This is a genomic window from Croceibacterium segetis, from assembly GCF_011320115.1.
Taxonomy (GTDB): domain Bacteria; phylum Pseudomonadota; class Alphaproteobacteria; order Sphingomonadales; family Sphingomonadaceae; genus Croceibacterium_B; species Croceibacterium_B segetis.
Map to the genome: position 1 here is coordinate 1 of NZ_JAANOZ010000009.1, position 16822 is coordinate 16822.

The 16822-nt window shown below is 65.9% G+C and carries 17 protein-coding genes; 11 read left to right on the forward strand and 6 right to left on the reverse strand.

Annotation, left to right across the window (positions count from 1 at the left end):
• The 4 genes from G7B69_RS11100 to G7B69_RS11115 form a co-directional block, all read right to left on the reverse strand.
• A partial coding sequence (locus tag G7B69_RS11100) for a dihydroxy-acid dehydratase domain-containing protein (protein ID WP_243415135.1) occupies positions 1–226 on the reverse strand: 226 nt, incomplete at its 3' end.
• A gap of 10 nt (positions 227–236) precedes the next feature.
• On the reverse strand, positions 237–1616 hold the full coding sequence (locus G7B69_RS11105) for an MFS transporter (protein WP_166179224.1): 1380 nt from the start codon (positions 1614–1616) through the stop codon (positions 237–239).
• 64 nt (positions 1617–1680) lie between these two features.
• Positions 1681–2421, reverse strand: coding sequence for a winged helix-turn-helix transcriptional regulator (locus G7B69_RS16840; protein WP_243415136.1), 741 nt, complete (start codon positions 2419–2421; stop codon positions 1681–1683).
• A 126-nt stretch (positions 2422–2547) separates the two neighbouring features.
• Entirely contained in the window at positions 2548–3747 is a 1200-nt protein-coding gene (locus G7B69_RS11115; protein ID WP_166179484.1) for an LL-diaminopimelate aminotransferase, read from the reverse strand.
• A gap of 120 nt (positions 3748–3867) precedes the next feature.
• Between G7B69_RS11115 and G7B69_RS11120 the strand changes: the two genes are divergently transcribed.
• The 6 genes from G7B69_RS11120 to G7B69_RS11145 all read left to right on the forward strand — a co-directional run bounded on the left by G7B69_RS11120 (position 3868) and on the right by G7B69_RS11145 (position 9984).
• A complete protein-coding gene (locus G7B69_RS11120; RefSeq protein WP_243415137.1) occupies positions 3868–5724 on the forward strand; it encodes a PHA/PHB synthase family protein in 1857 nt (618 codons plus the stop codon).
• A gap of 91 nt (positions 5725–5815) precedes the next feature.
• Entirely contained in the window at positions 5816–6595 is a 780-nt protein-coding gene (locus G7B69_RS11125; protein ID WP_166179226.1) for a phasin family protein, read from the forward strand.
• 172 nt (positions 6596–6767) lie between these two features.
• Entirely contained in the window at positions 6768–7157 is a 390-nt protein-coding gene (clpS, locus tag G7B69_RS11130; RefSeq protein ID WP_243415138.1) for an ATP-dependent Clp protease adapter ClpS, read from the forward strand.
• Positions 7158–7248: 91 nt separating this feature from the next.
• Positions 7249–8481: an LptF/LptG family permease gene (locus tag G7B69_RS11135; RefSeq protein WP_166179228.1), complete on the forward strand. Its 1233-nt coding sequence runs from the start codon at positions 7249–7251 to the stop codon at positions 8479–8481.
• Positions 8471–9571: an LPS export ABC transporter permease LptG gene (gene lptG, locus G7B69_RS11140; protein ID WP_166179230.1), complete on the forward strand. Its 1101-nt coding sequence runs from the start codon at positions 8471–8473 to the stop codon at positions 9569–9571. The genes G7B69_RS11135 and lptG overlap by 11 nt, the downstream gene beginning before the upstream one ends.
• 164 nt (positions 9572–9735) lie before the next feature.
• Complete coding sequence (locus G7B69_RS11145; protein ID WP_166179232.1) at positions 9736–9984, forward strand: hypothetical protein; 249 nt, start codon at positions 9736–9738, stop codon at positions 9982–9984.
• Between the two features lie 60 nt (positions 9985–10044).
• On the opposite strand, the gene G7B69_RS11150 is transcribed toward G7B69_RS11145, so the two are convergent.
• Entirely contained in the window at positions 10045–11130 is a 1086-nt protein-coding gene (locus G7B69_RS11150; RefSeq protein ID WP_166179234.1) for a fatty acid desaturase family protein, read from the reverse strand.
• 124 nt (positions 11131–11254) lie between these two features.
• On the opposite strand from G7B69_RS11150, the gene G7B69_RS11155 reads away from it, so the two are divergent.
• From G7B69_RS11155 to G7B69_RS11165, 3 genes are all read left to right on the forward strand, one after another.
• Complete coding sequence (locus tag G7B69_RS11155) at positions 11255–12412, forward strand: N-acetyltransferase (protein WP_166179236.1); 1158 nt, start codon at positions 11255–11257, stop codon at positions 12410–12412.
• Between the two features lie 91 nt (positions 12413–12503).
• Positions 12504–12932 carry a response regulator gene (locus G7B69_RS11160; RefSeq protein WP_166179238.1) on the forward strand — a complete coding sequence of 143 codons (429 nt, stop codon included), beginning with the start codon at positions 12504–12506 and terminating at the stop codon, positions 12930–12932.
• Positions 12933–13254: 322 nt separating this feature from the next.
• Positions 13255–14049, forward strand: a complete 795-nt coding sequence (locus G7B69_RS11165) for a response regulator (RefSeq protein WP_166179240.1) — start codon at positions 13255–13257, stop codon at positions 14047–14049.
• A 21-nt stretch (positions 14050–14070) separates the two neighbouring features.
• On the opposite strand, the gene G7B69_RS11170 is transcribed toward G7B69_RS11165, so the two are convergent.
• Positions 14071–15735, reverse strand: a complete 1665-nt coding sequence (locus tag G7B69_RS11170) for a CHASE domain-containing protein (protein WP_166179242.1) — start codon at positions 15733–15735, stop codon at positions 14071–14073.
• Between the two features lie 273 nt (positions 15736–16008).
• On the opposite strand from G7B69_RS11170, the gene G7B69_RS11175 reads away from it, so the two are divergent.
• Together G7B69_RS11175 and G7B69_RS11180 are read left to right on the forward strand one after the other, a co-directional pair.
• A complete protein-coding gene (locus G7B69_RS11175; protein WP_243415139.1) occupies positions 16009–16143 on the forward strand; it encodes a NepR family anti-sigma factor in 135 nt (44 codons plus the stop codon).
• The gene (locus G7B69_RS11180; protein ID WP_243415140.1) at positions 16143–16775 is read left to right on the forward strand and encodes a sigma-70 family RNA polymerase sigma factor; all 633 of its coding nucleotides are present in this window, start codon (positions 16143–16145) and stop codon (positions 16773–16775) included. Before G7B69_RS11175 ends, G7B69_RS11180 begins: the two co-directional genes overlap by 1 nt.
• Positions 16776–16822: the final 47 nt, after the last annotated feature.

A 16822-nucleotide genomic window follows, 5' to 3' on the forward strand; every position in this document is an offset into this window, starting at 1 on the left:
CGCTCGGCGCGGCGCTGCGCACCTCGAACGGCACGCCGCCGGCGGCGCGGATTTCTTCCTTCACGATCCTGGCGATGCCGTCGAGGTGAGCATAGCAGATCGCCAGCTCGCTCGACGAGTTGACCACGGCGATCTTCGGCTTCTCCATGTCCTCCAGGCTGAGGCCGAGCGCGCGCCAGTTGGCGCGGCGGCTGCGGGAATTCGCGGCGAGGCTGCGCAGGGTCATTGTGAGCTCCTCAGGCGGTCGCGGCTTCGAGCGCGCGCTCGGCGTGGAGCCGCTTGGCGTAGACCGCGAGCGCCACCACGCCGATGGCCACGCCGGCGAGGCAGTAGCCGGTGAAAGAATAGCCGTTCAGCACCGCGTCGCGGTCATGGATGAACCACGCCGCGCCGACGATGGGCGCAGCGACGGCGGCGAACTTGGCGACGAAGCTGGCCCAGCCGCCGCCGGTCGAGCGGATCGCGCTCGGGTAGTAGATGGTCGTCATCGAAATCACCGCCGCGTGGCCGATGCCGACCATGATCGTTCCGAAGACGATGATCGGGATGAACCAGGGGCCGCCGGTGAGACCCCAGCCGACCGCCAGCATCGCCGGAACGCCGAGCAGCGGCGCGAGCGCGATCCACAGCGGACCGCGCTTTTCCGTGACGGCCAGCAGCAGTACCCCGCCGACCGCACCGATGAGCCCGCCGGCCGAACCGATGTTCGTCCCCTCGATTCGATCGACGCCGAGCATTTCGAGAAAGATGACGCTGAAGCTGACCCGCATATAGATCGCGAACGACGAGAAGAAGTAGGTGAACCAGATCACCGGGGTGATGAACGCGAGCGCGCCGCGGAACAGGTCCGCCGTCTTGGCCCAGGGGGATTCGCCCCGGGTCTTGCGCTCGTCGGGCAGGGTGAAGCCGGTGTAGGGGATGTCGGCCGCGGCGGGATCGAAACGGCTGAGCGCTTTGCTGATCAGCGGCGCCGGCTTGCCCTTGGCGACCATCCAGCGGGCGGATTCAGGCAGCGTGAAGAGCAGGATCAGCGCCAACGCCATCGTCCCGGCGCCGCAGGCGAAGAACACCCATTGCCAACCGTAGTCTGGCGCGAGCAGGTTGGTCACCTGTCCCGCCGCGGCGCCGCCGATGCTGAAGCCAAGCATGATGATCGTCACCGCGGTCGCCTTCTTGCCCGAAGGCATGCACTCGATATTGAGCGACCAGGCCGGCGCGAGCAGCCCGCCGATCGCCAGCCCACCGAGGAAGCGTAGGCCGATGATCATCTCGGCGCTGGCGGCGAACCCGGTCACGAAGGTGAACGCGGCGCCGAGAAGCGTGCACCAGATGATCACCGGACGGCGGCCGTAGAGATCGGCGATGTACGACCCGGCGAGCGAGCCGATCATCTGACCGAGAAACGCCGCCGATGTGACGAGGCCCATCATCGCGTCCGTCAGGTGCAGCTCGTCGCGCAAGTACGGCAACGTGAAGGAGATCAGCGAAAAGTCGAGCCCGTCGAACAGGGTGACGAACGAGGAGATCACCAGCAGCCAGACGTGGAACCGGGTCACACCGGCGTTCTCGAAGAACGCGGTTACGTCGAGCATGCGGGATTCCGCTTCGCCGGCCATGGTCATCCTCTCGCTTGTTGTCTTTGTCCGAGAGGTAACGCGCTGTTCCGTATCGCGCCAGCGCTTATCCGTCCTCGAGCTCCGCCTCCGCCTGCCACAGGGCATTCCGGCGCAGATAGGCGTCGAGCGCGTCCTCTTCGGCAACCGCATCGTCGAGGAGGAACATCCGGTCGGCGTAAAGACGATAGCCGCCACGCGGGTCGGTCGCGACGAGTCCCTCGCAACCGAACTCCGCCAGCTTGCTGCGCAGCCGCGAGATATGGACCTCGACGCTGTTGGTCTCGGGCTCGTGATTGAGCCGCCAGACATCGCGCAGCAGCTGGACGCGGGTCACGCGCTGGCCGGCGTTATCGGCCAGCCGCCAGAGCACCCCGAACTCGCGCGGGTGCAGCGCCAGCCAGCGCCCGCCGCGGCGGGCGTCGCGGTGGAACAGATCGAGCGTCAGCGGCCCGAGGCTGCGCCAGCGCGGCAGCATGCCGAACATCTCGTCGACCCGGTGGGCGCGCGCTTCGAGCTCGCGCAGCCCGACCGTCGCCGGGAGCGCCTCGGCACAGCCAAGCGTCAGCAGCGCGGCACGTTCGGCAGGCTCCTCGATGCCGAGCATCAGCAGGCGCCAGGCCGGCCGGTCGGCCTCGGCCATGCCTTCCCTCTCAGCGTGCGAGAGCTCGCGAGCATCGGCGAGGAGCACGTGGCGACATTCGGCTCGCAATCCGCCGCGCCCGCCGCAAAGGCTCCAGCCCAGCCGCCGCAAATCCCACTGCCATGGCGGATCGCGCATCCCCGCGACCCATCCAAAGGTTGTCACGACCACCCTCCGTGCGCCCATCCCGGACCAGACACCGCAACAGGTTAACGTGGCGTGCGCAAGCGCCGAATAGCCCGATCTGGACCCAAGGCGGCCCCCGGGGACAGGCGGGCCGCTAACCCAAGTTCAGGCGGCGGTGGTGTTGACGCCCATCTGCTGGAGGTAGCGCTTCACGTTGCGCGCCGCCTGGCGCAAGCGCTGCTCGTTCTCGACCATGGCGATGCGCACGAAGCCTTCGCCCTGCTCGCCGAAGCCGACTCCCGGAGCGACGGCCACTTCGGCGTGGGTCAGCAGCTGCTTGGCGAACTCGAGGCTGCCCATGTGCTTGAGCGAAGGCGGGAGCGGCACCCAGGCGAACATCGAGGCCGGCGGCGGCGGAATGTCCCATCCGGCGCGGCCAAAGGCCTCGACCATCACGTCGCGGCGCTTCTGGTACAGCTCGCGGTTGCGGTCGACGATGTCCTGCGGGCCGTTGAGCGCGGCGCACGCGGCGGCCTGGATCGGCGTGAACGCGCCGTAATCGAGGTACGACTTCACCCGCGTCAGCGCCGAGATCAGGTCGCGATTGCCGACACAGAAGCCGATCCGCCAGCCGGCCATCGAGAAGGTCTTGGAGAGGCTGGTGAACTCGACCGCGACATCCTTCGCGCCGGGCACCTGGAGGATCGAGGGGGTCGGCTTGCCGTCGAAGTAGAGCTCCGAGTAGGCCAGGTCGGAAATGACCCAAATCTTGTTCTCTTTCGCCCAGGCGACGAGCTTTTCGTAGAAAGCCAAATCAACCACCTCGGCGGTGGGATTCGACGGGAAATTGACCACCAGCACACTCGGCCGCGGAACGGTGAACTTCATCGCCCGGTCGAGCGATTCCCAGTACTCCGCATCCGGCGTCGTCGGCACAGCCCGGATCGTCGCACCGGCGACCATGAAGCCGAAGGTGTGGATCGGATAGCTCGGATTGGGCGCCAGGACCACGTCGCCAGGCGCGGTGATCGCCGTGGCGAGGCTGGCGAGCCCTTCCTTCGAGCCCATCGTCACGACCACCTCGCGTTCGGGATCGAGCTCGACGCCGAAACGGCGGCCGTAGTAATTCGCCTGCGCCTTGCGCAGCCCTGGAATGCCCTTCGATTGCGAGTAGCCGTGGGCGTCGGGCTTGCTCGCCACCTCGCACAGCTTGTCGATCACGTGCTGCGGCGGCGGCAGGTCCGGATTGCCCATGCCGAGGTCGATGATGTCCCTGCCCGCCTGGCGTGCTGCGTGCCGCATCGCGTTGACTTCGGCGATGACATAGGGCGGCAGGCGCTTGATGCGGTAGAACTCGGTATCCATGACCTCAGCTTGCATTTGGCACGCGGCCTGATTGCCGCGTCACCGCCGATTGTGGCGGAATCGCCCCTATCGCGCAATTGATTGCTCGCAACTGTAAATCCGCGCCACTAAGTTGCGCGCATGAGCGAGACCGAGACCGCCGACCTGTTCACCGAAATGCTGCGCGCGCAGAGCGAAGCGGCGCGGCAGATGGTCACCGCCAGCATGCCGAGCGAAGCCGCACTCGCCGAATGGGGCGAGGCAGCGCAGCGCCTGCAGGCGATGTGGTCGGAGTTCCACGCCCAGGACAAGCTGCCCGAGCCGCCGACGCCCTTCCTCGCCGACCCCGCGCAATGGATGGGGCTGATGCAGGCCTGGTACAAGCAGATCCCCCTGCTCGATCCCGAGCGCCAGCAGCAGCTATGGCAGGAGGGAATGGAGCTGTGGCAGCACATCCTCGAGCAATACGGCGTCGGCCCCCATGGCGAGACCACAGCCGCGCCACCGAAGGCCGAGCCCGACCTCCCGCGCAAGGACCGCCGCTTCGCCGATCCGGCCTGGCGCGAGCAGCCGGTCTTCGCGCTAATCCACCAGACCTATTTGCTGTTCGCCGAGCGCCTGAGCGAGATGGTCGACGACGTGAAAGGGGTCAGCGAGCAAGAGCGCGAGCAGCTGCGCTTCGCGCTCAAGAGCGTGCTCGACGCGATGAGCCCGGCGAACTTCCCGCTGACCAACCCGGTGGTGCTCGAGCGTACGCTCGAGACCCACGGCGCCAACCTGATCCGCGGCATCGAACGGCTCACCGCCGATCTCGAAAAGGGCCAGCTGACGCATACCGACGCGAGCGCGTTCAAGCTCGGCGAGAACATCGCCTGCACGCCGGGCAAGGTGGTCCACGAGACGCCGCTCTACCAATTGATCCAGTATTCGCCGGCAACGGACGAAGTGCTGGAGACACCGCTGGTGATCTTCCCGCCGTGGATCAACCGCTTCTACATCCTCGATCTCAACCCGAAGAAGAGCTTCGTGAAGTGGGCGGTCGACCAAGGCCTGACGGTCTTCATGGTCAGCTGGCGCTCGGCCGACGCAAGCCTCGCCGACGTGACCTGGGACGACTACGTCCGCGCCGAAATCGACGCGATCGATCACATCCGCGAGCGGCTGAAGGTGCCGTCGGTCCATGCGGTCGGCTACTGCGTTGCCGGGACCACCCTCGCCGCCACATTGGCGATCCTCGCCCGGCGCCGCGAGGCCGACAAGGTGCGGAGCGCCACCTTCCTCACCGCGCAAGTCGATTTCGAGCGCGCCGGCGACCTCAAGCTTTTCGTCGACGACACCCAGCTCGAGCTGATTCGCCAGGCGAGCCAGGGCGGTTTCCTCGACGGCCGCTACATGGCGGCGACGTTCAACATGCTGCGCGGCTCCGACCTGATCTGGAACTACGTGGTCAACTACTACCTGCTCGGCGAGGACTACCCGGCGTTCGACCTGCTGTACTGGAACGGCGACGTGACCAACCTGCCGGCCAAGTGGCACGAGAGCTACCTGCGCGACCTCTACCGCGACAACAAGCTGGTCCAGCCCGACGCACTTCAGGCGGACGGTACGCCGATCGACCTGCACCTGGTCGAAACGCCGAGCTACATCCAGGCCGGGCGCGAGGACCATATCGCTCCGCCCGAAAGCGTGTGGCGGCTGACCGGGCAACTTGCCGGGCCGATGCGCTTCGTCCTCGCCGGCAGCGGGCACATCGCCGGCGTGGTCAACCCTCCCTCGGCGCGCAAATACCAGTACTGGACCAACGACTCGCTGGCGGACTCGTTGGAAGCCTTTCTAGCAAAGGCCGAGGAACACCCCGGGAGCTGGTGGACCGATTGGCTGGCATGGCTCGAATCGATCGACGGCGCGCGGGTCAAGGCCGGCGGGAAGCGCAAGCCGGGCGGACGCGGTGATTCGGTGATCGAGGACGCCCCCGGGCGCTACGTCGCGATGCGCTGACGCGCTTTTGTTGCACTGCACCATTTTCTCCTTGACTTCGCACTTGCGAGGGTTATTTTGTGCACTGCAACAAGACCGAGGTACGAGGACAATGGCCGAGTCTCCCGACAACGCCGTGAAAAGCGCCGAACAGGCCTACGCCGCCGCTGCGGCCGCGGCCAAGCCGGTGAAGTCCGAGATTGCCGAAGTCGAGGCTGCGCCCGTCGCGATCGACCAACCCGCGAGGGGCGCAGCTTCGGCGAAGGCGCCGAAGTCCAAGCCCGCCGCCCGCAAGGTCACGGCCAGGAAAGCGAGCAAGCCGGCCAGCAAGAAGCCGGTTGCCAAGGTTAGCAGGAAGATTTCGAAGCCGCGCCGCCTCCCGGCTCCCAAGCCCAAGGCGCTCGCGGCGAGTGCACCCCGTTTCACAGTTACCGAATTGAAGGAAAAGATCATGGCTACCGCCAAAACCGCCGATTTCACCAAGCCGTTCACCGACGTGATCAGCGACGCGCAGAGCAAGGCCAAGGCCGCGTTCGACAAGAGCGCCGCGTTGGCCGCCGAGGCGACCGAGTTCGCCAAGGGCAACGTCGAAGCCGTCGTCGAGAGCACCAAGGTCTACGCCGCCGGCGTCCAGGACCTCGGCAAGACCTATGCCGAGGAAGCCAAGTCGGCTTTCGAGACGATGACCGCCGACATCAAGGAACTCGCCGCGGTGAAGAGCCCGGCCGAGCTGTTCCAGCTGCAAGCCAAGCTCGCCCGTCGCAACTTCGACGCGCTGGTCGCTTACAGCTCGAAGAACACCGACGCCGTGAGCAAGCTCGCGACCGAGGCCTTCGCGCCGATTTCGGGCCGCATCAGCCTCGCGGCCGAGAAGATTTCCAAGGCCGCCTGAGGCCTTTCGCACTCCCGCCGGCATCTCTCCTCTCCCATTGCCGGCATAGGAACGGGCCGGACGGATTCACTCCGTCCGGCCCGTTTCGATTCCGGGAAATCAGATGAGCGTTAACCGTTTGCATGAGCGACAACCTTGCGGCGGGACCGCGCGATACGATATTCTGCGTTCGATGACCTGGACTCACGCCTTACCCGATCCTCTCTCCACCCCGCCGTTCGCCGCGGGCGAGGACGACGATTCGGGAATCGGCGTGCGCGACGGGCAGGGCCAGGTCGGCCTTGCGACCCGCACTCGCGCCAAGCCCAAGAAGCCGAGCCAGTACAAGGTGCTTATGCTCAACGACGACTACACGCCGATGGAATTCGTCGTGATGTGCCTCAAGCGGTTCTTCCGCATGGATCTCGAGCAGGCGACCAGGGTCATGCTTCACGTCCACCAGAAGGGCGTCGGGGTGTGCGGAGTGTTTCCCTACGAAGTCGCCGAGACCAAGGTGAACCAGGTGATGGACTTCGCCCGCCAGAATCAGCACCCGCTGCAGTGCACGCTCGAAAAGGCCTGAACGAACACCAGTTCGCGCATTCGGGCATGACCAACGCGGAATGCGGGACTATAGGCTCGACTTCCCCAGCCGATCGATCGCGACACCCCGCTTGAAATTCCTCACTGCCACCGATCGCTACATCCTCCGCCTCGTGCTGATGCCGATGTTCGCGGTGTTCCTGATCGCCGCCTCGCTGCTGATCCTCGACAAGATGCTCAAGCTGTTCGAGTTCGTCTCGACCGAGGGCGGACCGGTCGGGGTGGTGTTCAGCATGCTCGTCAACCTGTTCCCCGAATATGCCGGGCTGGCGGTGCCGCTCGGGTTACTGCTCGGCGTGCTGCTCGCCTTCCGCAAGCTCGCCACCTCGAGCGAGCTCGACGTAATGCGCGCGGTCGGCCTCAGCTACGTGCGCCTGCTGCGCGTGCCCTATCTCATCGCGCTTGTGCTGGTGGCGGTGAACCTGGCTATCGTCGGATATCTCCAACCGCTCGCGCGCTACGCTTACGAGCAGCAGCAATACGAGCTACGCTCGGGCGCGCTCGGGGCGTCGATCAAGGTCGGCGAGTTCACCACGCTCAAGGACCGCATGGCGCTGCGCATCGAGAAGAGCGAGGACGACGGCCGGCGCCTGATGGGCATCTTCGCCCGCGTCGCCGACAAGAAGGGCCAGGTGCTGGCGATCTCGGCCAGCGAGGGCCGCTTTCTCGCCAGCCAGGAAAACCGCAACACCATCATCCTGCGCCTGATCAACGGCACGATCGTGCAGGATACCCCCAAGCAGGCGCCGCGGGTGCTGAGTTTCTCGCAACACGACCTGCCGGTCGACCTGCCAGCCATCGAACGCTTCCGGAAACGCGGCAACGAGAGCCGCGAATACGTCCTGCCCGAGTTGCTCAAGCTGGGCTGGAACGACACCACCCCGAAGGCCGAGCGCACCGGCAGCCAGGCCAATTTCAATTACCGGATGGTCGAGGTAGTCATGATGCTGCTGCTGCCGTTGCTTGCGGTGGCGCTGGCGATCCCGCCCAAGCGCTCGACTTCGGCGCTCGGCGTGTTCGTCTCGATCGTGCTGGTGGTCGCCTACCACAAGGTCAATCAGTACGGGCAATCGATCGCCGAACTCGGCCAGGTCAGCCCGTACCTCGCCCTGTGGGGCCCATTCGCGTTGTTCAGCTTGCTCATCGTTTGGATGTTCTACCGCGTCGCCTACGTTCCCGGCGGCCAGGCGATCGGTGCGCTGGAAACCGCCTACGCCCGGCTGGCCAAGCAAGTGAAGCGCTTGTGGCAGCGGCGCGACCGTGCGCGCGGGATCATCGCTGCGGGGGCCGCCGATGCTGTTTGATTTCTTCCCCTCGCGGACGCTGACCTGGTACCTCGCGAGGACGTTCGTCAGCCGTATCCTGGCGGTGCTGGTGATGCTCGTGCTGGTGCTGATGATGCTCGACCTGCTCACCACCACCGCCGATATCCTCGCCTATCCCGGCAACGGCGAGGGCGAGCTGCTGCGCTATGTCGGACTGCGCGTGCCGCAGCTGATTGCGCGCTTCCTGCCCTACTCGGTACTGCTGGCGACGATCATCACGCTCGCCACGTTCAACCAGAACAGCGAAGTGGTGGCGATGAAAGCCGCGGGACTCTCGGCGCACCAGATCCTCGCGCCGCTGCTGCTCGCCGCAGGTATCGTCTCGCTGACCTCGTTCGCCTTCAACGAGCGCGTGGTGACCCGCGCCACCGCCACGCTGTCGGCCTGGCAGGCAGTCGATTACGGTCCCATCCCGCGCGACAGCGGCGTGCGCAGCAATCTCTACCTGGCGGCGGGCGATGATATTCTCGCGGCGGCGACGGCAAGCGGTTCGGGCCCGGATACGACGATGCGCAATGTCACTTTCTACGAGCGCGATCCAAAGGGCATGATCCAGCGGGAGCTGCGCAGCGACAGCGCCACCTGGGCCAATCCCGGCTGGCGGCTCGCCGCTCCGACGATCTTCGACGTGCGCACCGCCGAGGCCAGTCGCTCGGCCGCGCCGATGGTAGTCGCCCGCAACCTGAGCCCGGACCAGGTGGCGCTTGGCAAGGTCTCCGCCGACTCCGAACCGCTGCCGCAGCTGTCGCGGTCGATCAAGGCGCTCGACAAGGAAGGCCGCCGCACCGCCGAGCTCAAGGGCAAGTGGTGGCACAAGATTTCCGGGCCGCTATCGGCGTTCCTGATGCCGTTGCTCGGCGCCGTCGCCGGCTTCGGGCTTGCCCGCTCGGGCTTTCTGCTCGCTCGTGCGGTCATCGGGATGGCGCTCGGCTTCGCCTATTTCGTGGTCGACAACGCTGCGCTCGCCATGGGCAGCTTCGGTGGTTATCCGCCGCTGCTCGCGGCGTGGGCACCGTTCCTGCTGTTCCTGCTGGTCGGCGAAACGGTGTTGATTCGTACCGAAGAATAGCGGGCGCAGCGCCGCTCGGCAGCGGCACTCGGTTCGCCTCATTTTTGCCTTTTTCGGGAACCGGCCGGGCGACTGCGCGTCTTTTTCGCCGGTGGCTGCGGCGAAAGGGGGCCGACAGCCGCGCGCGTTCTCGCGCTCAACGCCCCGATGGAAGGAGTACTGGAATGAAGAAGCTTTTCCTCGCCGCGCTGGCCGGGACCGCCGTGCTGGGCCTAAGCGCCTGCGGCGATAACGACGCCGACGACACCGCCACGTCGACCGACACCACCGTGGCGACGACCGAAACCTATGCGACGCCGGCTCCGGCGGACACCGTCACCGTCGACGAAGGCGCAACCGCCACGACGACGACCACGGATACCACCACGGGTGCCGGTGGGACGACCACCAGCACGACCACCACGACTCAGTAAGCATCCCCCGATGCGAACCCTGGCGGCCTCCGCGCGACGAGCGCGGGGGCCGCTGTGCGGTCAGCGAGGGATCATCGTGCTGCGGGCGATGCGCACCAGCAGCAGAGCCATGCCCTTGTGGTTCGCCTGCCAGAAAGTCGTGCCGGGCTCGAGATGGACCCGCAGGCGGCGGTGCGCCTCGCCGAGCGAATGATAGGGCACGCTCGGCATCAGGTGGTGCAGCGCGTGATAACGCAGTCCCACGGGAGCCCACAGCGCCGACAGCGGCGCCGGCGGCGGCACATTGACGGAATCGAGGTATTGCGCGGTCACCGTCATCGCCTCGCCTTCGTTCTCCCACAAATGCGCCACGAGCGTGCGCAGCTGGTTGAACAGCGCGACCAGCGAAAAGACCGCCAGCGCGACCAGCAGCGGGTGCCAGCCAAACACGAAAACGCTCACCACCAGCGCCATCGCCCAGGCACTCGCCCCGACCTCCTGCCAGAAGAAGCGGCGCTTCATTTCTTCGTCGGCCGGGCGACGCCGGAACCCCGGATTGATCGCCAGCGCGGAAAACCGCTCCCACACGAAAGTCCGCAATTTCGGAAAGACGGCGCCGAGCGGCGAGAGGATGGCGAAGCGCAAGACCAGTGCGGGCGGGGCTAGCAGGGCGATGAGGACGAACGCGGGCAGCGACCACGGCTTCATCAAGGCCAGCGGAAGGTACTCGGGATCGTCGACGGTGCCGTAGCGAGTGCGCGCATGGTGGAGCGTGTGCACGCCTTCGTACATGAACGATGGGGTCAGCAGCGGAACGCCCACCAGCACGTTCCAGGCGGTGCGGAAGCCCGGCAGCGCATTGCGATGGAGATGCGAAATCTCATGGATGAACAGGAGCGCGCGATAGAGCGCCAGCACCGCGACCAGGCCGCAAGCGAGCGCCAGCCAGGTGCCGTGCGCCAGGATCGCGCCGGCAAGCGCGGCGTAACCGATTGCCGCCGAACCGAGCATGTCCGGCCAGTAAATGCCCGCTCTCGCCGCGCCGATGTCACGCGTTAGCTCGGCCGCGGCGCGCAACATCGCCTTGTCGTCAGCGATCGCCGCATGGACGCGCCGTTCGGCCAGCACGTCCGGCGCGGCCGGGTCCAGTGATTGCATCGCGGTCATCTAAATCAGTTTTCCAAGTTTCACCGGCGGTGCGTTTCGATGGCCCTGGCTCGTAAGCCTCGCCTTGACATCGCGCAACAAGCGCACGCAGGGCTAACCGCGTCTGAACAACGCCGGGATGATCATGTCCGCCAGCAAAGTAAGTGTTGCCCCCGTGTCCGGCAAGCGCGACCTCAACGCCTTCGTCGACGTCCATTACCGGCTGAACCAGGGCGACCCCAATTTCGTGCCGCAGCTGCGCAGCGAGCTCGTCGAGCTGCTCACCCCGGGGAAGAATCCCTTCTTCGAGCATGCCCGGCATCAATTCTTCCTCGCCCGCCGCGGCGACCAGGTGGTCGGGCGCATCTCGGCCCACATCGACGAACTGGCACTAACCCAGCCGGCCGAGAAGGGCTTCGGGCCCGGTACCGGCCAGTGGGGCCTGCTCGAGGCTGCCGACAAGGAAACCGCTCAGGCCCTGATCGCGACCGCCGAGGACTGGCTGCGCGGACAAGGCATGTCCCGCGTGCTGGCGCCGATCAGCATGTCGGTCTGGGAAGAGCCGGGTTTGCTGGTCAGGGGCCACGATCATCCGCCGACGGTGATGATGGGGCACCACAATCCGGCCTATCAGGGATGGATCGAGGGCGCCGGCTATACGCCCGCCAAGAAGCTGTTCACTTACGAGCTCGACATCACCAGCGAGTTCCCGCCGCTCATCCAGCGGATCGTCGCCGCCGGTGAAAACAATCCGCGGATCAGGATTCGTCCGGTCGAGGTCAAGCATTTCGCGCGCGAGGCCGCGATCGTCATCGATATTCTGAACGATGCGTGGTCGGACAACTGGGGCTTTGTGCCGTTCACCGACAAGGAAGCCGAATACGGCGGCAAGAAGATGACTCCGTTGATCCGCGAGGATCTCAACATGGTGGCCGAACTCGACGGCAAGCCCGTCGCCTTCATGCTTACCTGGGCTAACGCCAACGAGCCGATCAAGGAGATCGGGGGCAAGCTGCTGCCGTTCGGATGGGTCAAGATGTTGCTGTGGCTGCGCAATCCCAAGTGCAACACCATGCGCGTGCCGCTGATGGGGGTGAAGAAGGAGTTCCAGAACTCGCGCCTCGCCAGCCAACTCGCCTTCATGATGATCGAATACATCCGCCGCAGCGCGGTCAAGAACTACGGCGCGACGCGCGGCGAGATCGGCTGGATCCTCGAAGACAACAAGGGGATGATCGCGATCGCCGATGCAATCGGCAGTCGCGTCAACAAGGAATACGTGATTTACGAAAAGACGCTTTGAGCGCCGCGAGGCGCGGGAACCGCGACCGCCCGCGCCACGTTTTTTGCTCGCGACGGCGCAGTCCCGCGGCCGGCGTCCCGGACTTTCTTCAATGAACGAGAAGTCAGCTGCGAAGGGCAATCCGGCACTGGCCCGGGTGCTGATAGTCGAAGACGACCCGGTCCTGGCGCTCGCCCTCGAGGATGCGCTGCTTGCGGCGGGCGCTGGGGAAGTGGCCGTCTGCCCGAGCATGGAAAGCACGATGGCCGCGCTCGAGAAGGGTCCCGCCGACGCGATCGTCATCGACGTCCACCTTGCCGATCGCGATGACGGCTGGGCCGTCGCCGAACTCGTCGACATGCTCGGCACGCGCCGCCCGCGGATCATCTTCTCGACGGGAGCGCCGCAGGACATTCCGGAAGAAATCGCGGAAATGGGGCCGGTGTTCGAAAAGCCCTACGATCCGACCGAACTTGTCGCCGCGCTCATGGGTGAGGAACGGCGCGGCCTGTTTGCCAGGTGGCGCGGCGCGATCGGCTGAACCCTTTGGCGAATCGCTCAAATGACTGCGCTCAATCGTTTGATTGCAAAAGAAAAAGGCCTCCGCGCCTATTGCGCGGAGGCCTTTCGGGATCGTATCACCGGCCGCTTGGACGGGAGGGGGGGTCTCGGCGGTGACATAGCGATAATGTCCGGGACGGGCGCCGGTTCCCGCGGCCAGAAAAAAATTTTTGGCCCGCGGGGCATCGCTAAAGCGGCTGCTTCTCGCTACCAGCGGGGCCATGCAAGCGCTCGAAGCGGCCGTGGAACCCGCGGCCATCGAGCGCGTTTCTAACACGCCTGACTTTTCGGGAAGGGGTACTATGTCCATCGGCGCCGAAGTTGCCGCACATCTTCCATTCCTCCGTCGTTACGCCCGCGCGCTCACCGGCTCGCAATCGACCGGCGACGCCTTCGTCAAGGCGACGCTCGAAGCCGCGCTGGCCGACGACGATCTTGCCCAATCGCTGAAGGGCGGGCGGGTGCCGCTCTATGCGGCTTTCAACAAGCTCTGGTCGAGCGCGTACATGGAGGTGGCCGAGGAAACGGACGGCCGCGGCGCGCATGAAACCGCGGCGCAGGACCAGCTCAAGCGGATCACTCCGCTCAATCGCCAGGCGCTGCTGCTGACCACGGTCGAGGACTTCACACCGGCCGAGGCGGCGCAAATCATGGATGTCGACGAGAGCGACATCTCCCAGCTGGTGCAGGAAGCGATCGAGGAAATCGACCGCGAGAACACCACCAGCGTGCTGATCATCGAGGACGAGCCGCTGATCTCGATGCAGCTCGAAGACCTCGTCCGCTCGCTCGGACATGACATCTGCGGCACCGCGGCCACCCGCACGCAGGCCCAGCAGATCGCCGCCGAACAGACGCCCGGCCTGGTGCTCGCCGACATCCAACTGGCTGACGGTTCGTCGGGTCTCGACGCGGTCGACGACATCCTCGAGATGGACAGCATGCCGGTGATCTTCATCACCGCCTATCCGGAGCGGCTGCTGACCGGAAACCGACCCGAGCCGACTTACCTGATCACCAAGCCGTTCCAGGAGTCGACCGTCCGTGCGGCGATCAGCCAGGCGCTGTTCTTCGGCTCCAGCCGCCCGCTGGGCTGATCCCGCCAGCGGCCGAAACGATCACGTCCCCGGCGCATCGCCGCGCCGCGGGGCGCGCATCGCGAAGGCGGTCGGCTCGCGCACCGGGATCGTCAGCACGCAGGTGACGCCTTCCGGGTCGAAATCGAGTTGGACCGGGCTGTCGAGCTCGTTGGCGACGATCTTCTCGATCAGGTCGGTCCCGAAACCGCGCCCGCGTGTCTCCTTCACCGGCGGCCCGCCGCGTTCCTTCCATTCGAGGCGCACGCGGCCTGACGGGGTCAACCGCCAGTCGATCGAAACCTCACCGCCGGATCGCGTCAGCGCGCCGTATTTCGCGGCGTTCGTCGCGAGCTCGTGGATCGCGAGGCCAAGGGAAAGCGCGTCGTTCGGGGCCAGCGAAATGTCAGGTCCCGAGATCGCGATCCGGTGTTCTTCGGTTTGGCGGTAGGGTGCCAGCTCGGCGTCCACCACCGCGCGAATCTGGGTCGTACCCCAGTCCGATTGAGTCAGCAGGTCGTGCGTTGCGGAAAGGGCGCGAATGCGGCCGTCGAGCCCCGTAACAAACTCGTCGAGGTTCTTCGCCCTTCGCCGGGTCAGGGCAATAATCGACAGGACGTTGGCCAGCGTGTTCTTGACTCGATGGTTGAGCTCGCGCGTGAGCGAGTTGCGGATCGACGCCTGCTCTTCGAACCAGTGTAGCGCCGCTTCGTCCTCGGTGGCTTGCTGGGTCAGCATCCGCACCACCAGCATCAGCAGGCTGGCGACGAGCAGGCCGAACACCAGAATCAGCATCGAAAGGCCCGAAAGCGTCGTCGGCTGCGGCGCCTCGATTTCGAGCACCCAGGGATGATTGGCGATGGTCACCGGTAGTGTATAAGTCTCGCCAAGCCGGCCTTTGAGGCTGATCTCCGCCAGCAGGTTGCCGGGCGTCGCTTGGCGATCGTACAACCTGATGCCGAACACCCCCGGCCGATCGAGTTCAAGCGCCGAGGCGAGGAAGTCCTCGGCGTTGAATGGGCTGTAAATGAAGCCTTTGAGATGACGGCCGCGCGCGTCGGTACCGAACACCGGCATATAGATCAGGAAGCCCGGGGCGGTCCCGTCACCTTCCTGCTCGAGCACCACCCTGCCGCTCGCCGTCGGCCGTGCGTTGCGCTCGGCATCAAGCATCGCCGCCCGGCGGATGGGGTCGGAAAACATGTCGAAGCCGAGCGCTCGCCGATTGCGCTCGGTATCGGGCTGCAGGAAGATTACCGGCACCGCATAGGGCTGAGCCGGAGCGAGCGCCGGGTGGAGCGAGACGCGTCCGGGCGCCTGCGCCGCCAGCAGCGCATTGACACCGGCAGCCTGGCCGCGCGGGACAATCTTCGCCCAGCCGATGCCCTCGGCGCCGCGGTAATCGGCGTCGAGCCGCAGTTCCGATACGAACCGCCGGAAGAGCGACGCCGGAACCTCGTCGAGCGTGGCGAGCAGCGCTGCGCCGGCACGCAGGTAGGCGCTGCTGGCGTTGGACCGGCGCTCGAGCGCGGAAGCGACAGCGTCGGCCTGGCTGTGCAGCTGCGCCTCGGCGCGCTGATTCTCGCCGCGCTCGACCGCATAGACGCTGAGCGCGGTGATCGCCGCACTCAGCACGAAGATCGCCACCGGAACGCCGCGCGGATAGCGAACAAGCCAGCGCTTGGTCCTGCTACGCGGAGTTGCCATTATCTGCAATTTTCCGTCCCTTGCCCGGCAACGTTGCGATCACGGCGCCCCCTGGCGAGTCATCTAGCCAATCTAAATTGGATTAACCAACCGTCCGCGGTCGATTGCGGGAACCGGACGCGACCGCTTTCGTTCCACACTAACCTTTGACGGGTGTTCATGCGATGCAGCTATGCAACAGGTTCCCTGCCTGATGCTGCATCGCGTTTACTATATACACGGGGGCTGAAATTGCATTTCATGGCAGGTGGCAAGAAGAACAAGACGGGCACAGTGCCCAAAGACGGTGCCAAGCCTCGCGATCCCGAATGGACCGCGGGGCTCAAGCGGCTGTATGATTCGGTCGTCGACGAGCCGCTGCCCGATGCCTTCACCGAGCTGCTCAACAAGCTAGATGCGGCCGACTGATGAGCAAGGTCATGCCCCGGCCAGAGCTGCCCAAGCGCAGCCCCGATGAAAAGCGCGCCTTCAAGCGCGAGCTGACCGACGTCGTTCCCCATTTGCGCGCCTTTGCCCGCGGCCTGTGCGGCCGACCGGACATGGCCGACGACCTGGTCCAGGAAACGCTCCTCAAAGCCTGGGCGGCGCAAGACCGCTTCGAACCCGGCACCTCGATGCGTGCCTGGACTTTCGTGATCTTGCGCAACGCCTACCTCACCGACATGCGCCGCAATCGCTTTCGCGGCGACTATGACGAGACGGTCGCCGAACGGGTGCTCACCGCGCCCGCCGGGCAGGAGGAGCCGATCCACCTGTCCGACATGCACCGCGCACTGCTGACGCTGCCACCCGAACGGCGCGAGGCGCTGCTGCTGGTCGGCGCCGGCGGGTTTTCCTACGAGGAGGCGGCCAGCATCTGCGGCTGCGCCGTCGGCACGATCAAGAGCCGCGTCGGCCGCGCCCGTGCGGCGCTGACGGCGATGATCGAGGACGGCCACATTCCCGAGCGTTCGCTGTCCGATCCGCAGGCGCACCGGGCAATCCTCGAGGAGCTCGACGAGGTCGCCGCCGGCAACGGCCGGTCGGTAGCGACCCGCTAGGGGCTAAGCTCGTGAGGCGGCTTGATCGCCGCCCGCCGGCGCGGCAC

Excerpts from the sequence above, each read along its gene's own strand:
- G7B69_RS11165 (WP_166179240.1), top strand. The coding sequence starts at position 13,255 with ATGTCCATCGGCGCCGAAGTTGCCGCACATCTTCCATTCCTCCGTCGT.
- G7B69_RS11170 (WP_166179242.1), bottom strand. The coding sequence starts at position 15,735 with ATGGCAACTCCGCGTAGCAGGACCAAGCGCTGGCTTGTTCGCTATCCG.
- G7B69_RS11180 (WP_243415140.1), top strand. The coding sequence starts at position 16,143 with ATGAGCAAGGTCATGCCCCGGCCAGAGCTGCCCAAGCGCAGCCCCGAT.
- G7B69_RS11105 (WP_166179224.1), bottom strand. The coding sequence starts at position 1,616 with ATGGCCGGCGAAGCGGAATCCCGCATGCTCGACGTAACCGCGTTCTTC.
- G7B69_RS11160 (WP_166179238.1), top strand. The coding sequence starts at position 12,504 with ATGAACGAGAAGTCAGCTGCGAAGGGCAATCCGGCACTGGCCCGGGTG.
- clpS (WP_243415138.1), top strand. The coding sequence starts at position 6,768 with ATGACCTGGACTCACGCCTTACCCGATCCTCTCTCCACCCCGCCGTTC.
- G7B69_RS11115 (WP_166179484.1), bottom strand. The coding sequence starts at position 3,747 with ATGGATACCGAGTTCTACCGCATCAAGCGCCTGCCGCCCTATGTCATC.
- G7B69_RS11150 (WP_166179234.1), bottom strand. The coding sequence starts at position 11,130 with ATGACCGCGATGCAATCACTGGACCCGGCCGCGCCGGACGTGCTGGCC.
- G7B69_RS11125 (WP_166179226.1), top strand. The coding sequence starts at position 5,816 with ATGGCCGAGTCTCCCGACAACGCCGTGAAAAGCGCCGAACAGGCCTAC.
- G7B69_RS11155 (WP_166179236.1), top strand. The coding sequence starts at position 11,255 with ATGTCCGCCAGCAAAGTAAGTGTTGCCCCCGTGTCCGGCAAGCGCGAC.
- lptG (WP_166179230.1), top strand. The coding sequence starts at position 8,471 with ATGCTGTTTGATTTCTTCCCCTCGCGGACGCTGACCTGGTACCTCGCG.
- G7B69_RS11120 (WP_243415137.1), top strand. The coding sequence starts at position 3,868 with ATGAGCGAGACCGAGACCGCCGACCTGTTCACCGAAATGCTGCGCGCG.
- G7B69_RS11145 (WP_166179232.1), top strand. The coding sequence starts at position 9,736 with ATGAAGAAGCTTTTCCTCGCCGCGCTGGCCGGGACCGCCGTGCTGGGC.